Genomic DNA, 1,753 nt, shown 5'->3' on the forward strand with positions numbered 1-1,753 from the left:
TCTGTACAATTAATAAGAATTTCAGTAGTTATTGTTGTAGCACAACCATTGGCATCGATTGCTGTTATTGTATAATTAGCTTCAGGTAAGTCAGAGAATGTTCCATTTGTTTGGTAGTTCGTTCCGCCATCAATAGAATAAGAATAAGGACTAATACCTCCAGTAGCTTCTGCTATTATTGTTCCTAATCCTTCACATACAATATTTGTTTGATTAGTAATAGTAACGGACACATTAGAGTCTGGTTGAATAATAGTTGCAGAGTCTGTAGTGATACACCCATTTGCATCTGTAATAGTTACAGAATAAGTTCCTGCTATAACATTAATTAGATCTTCAGTTGTATCACCATTATCCCAATTAAATGTATACGGAGCAGTACCACCATTAACGGCTAAATCTAAAGAACCAGTAGCATCATCTTTACATAATATGTTAGATATTGCTATAGCAGAACTTAAAACATTAGGTTCGTTAATAGTAATAGTTGTACTTGTAGTACATAATGTTGTCGTATCTGTTACCGTGATAGTGTAATCTCCAGCAGGTAAATCGCTAACTGCGGCAGTTGTATTTGAGATGGTATCCCAAGCATAAGTAAAGTTTCCAGAACCACCAGTTACAGTAGCAGTAATACTACCATTGCTTTCTTCAAAACAAACAGCAGGAGTAGAAGTCCCTGTTACTGATAAGTTAAGACAACTTCCTGGGTTAACCGTTACTGTTGTATTATCAGTACATCCATTAGCATCGGTAACGGTTACAGTGTAATCACCAGCACTAAGTCCAGTAATAGCATCAGTAGTTTCTCCATTAGGTGACCAAGAATATGTATATGGTTCTACACCACCAGTAGTTGAACTACTAGCAGTACCATCACCAGTATTTGGACCTAATTCATCTGTAGTTGTAGCTGTAATATTTAAAGCGTTACTAGGCTCTGTAATAGAAATAGTTTCTTCCACAGCTTGACAAACTGTTCCGTCTATAGCTACGCTAACAGAATATACACCAGCATTTATAGCACTAAGTGTACTTGATGTTACACCCGAATCAATTTGTCCGTTAGACCAAGTAAATGTAAAAGTAGCACTTGGGTTAGCATCAGAGTTTGCTGTTACTGTTGCAGCTCCAGAAGCATCACCAGTACAAAGTACATCAGTAACGTTAGTTATTGCGATTTCAGCATCACAAGTATTTACGCATTCGATAACAATACTTTGTGTTAATTCACAGTTATTAGCATCTGTAATAGTAACACTGTGTGTACCATTTGATAAATTAGTAGCAGTAGCTGTTGTCACATTACCAGCAGAAGCACTCCATTGGTAAGTATATCCTTGAGTACCACCAGAAACTATAGCTGTTGCTTCACCATTAGCACATCCTTGAGCTGTAGTAGCATCTATTTTAGTTATGTTTAAACTAAGTGGGCTAGTAGGTTCAGAAATTGTATCACCAATAGAAGTTGTACATCCGTTGGCATCTGTAATTGTTACATTATAAGCACCAGCGATAACATTTGATAAATCTTCAGTTGTTGAGTTATTAGTGTCATTCCAAACAAAAGAGTATGGAGCAGTACCACCAACTACAGTAATATCTATACTTCCAGTTGCTTCACTGTTACAAAGTACATCGGTTACCGTTGCAATTGAAGCTGTTATTGCAGTTGGTTGAGTAATTGTAACACTGATATTTTCAAGTTTACATCCTTTACTGTCAGTAATCGTTACTGTATGTGTACCTGCGT

1 protein-coding gene is annotated in these 1,753 nt (G+C 36.6%); it reads right to left on the reverse strand.

The window, feature by feature from the left end; translation table 11 throughout:
- Positions 1 to 1,753 (reverse strand): SprB repeat-containing protein (locus tag BM246_RS19660; RefSeq protein WP_231961883.1); only part of this gene is annotated, 1,753 nt, incomplete at both ends.

This window comes from Algibacter lectus (assembly GCF_900112395.1).
In the GTDB taxonomy this organism is placed as follows: domain Bacteria; phylum Bacteroidota; class Bacteroidia; order Flavobacteriales; family Flavobacteriaceae; genus Algibacter; species Algibacter lectus.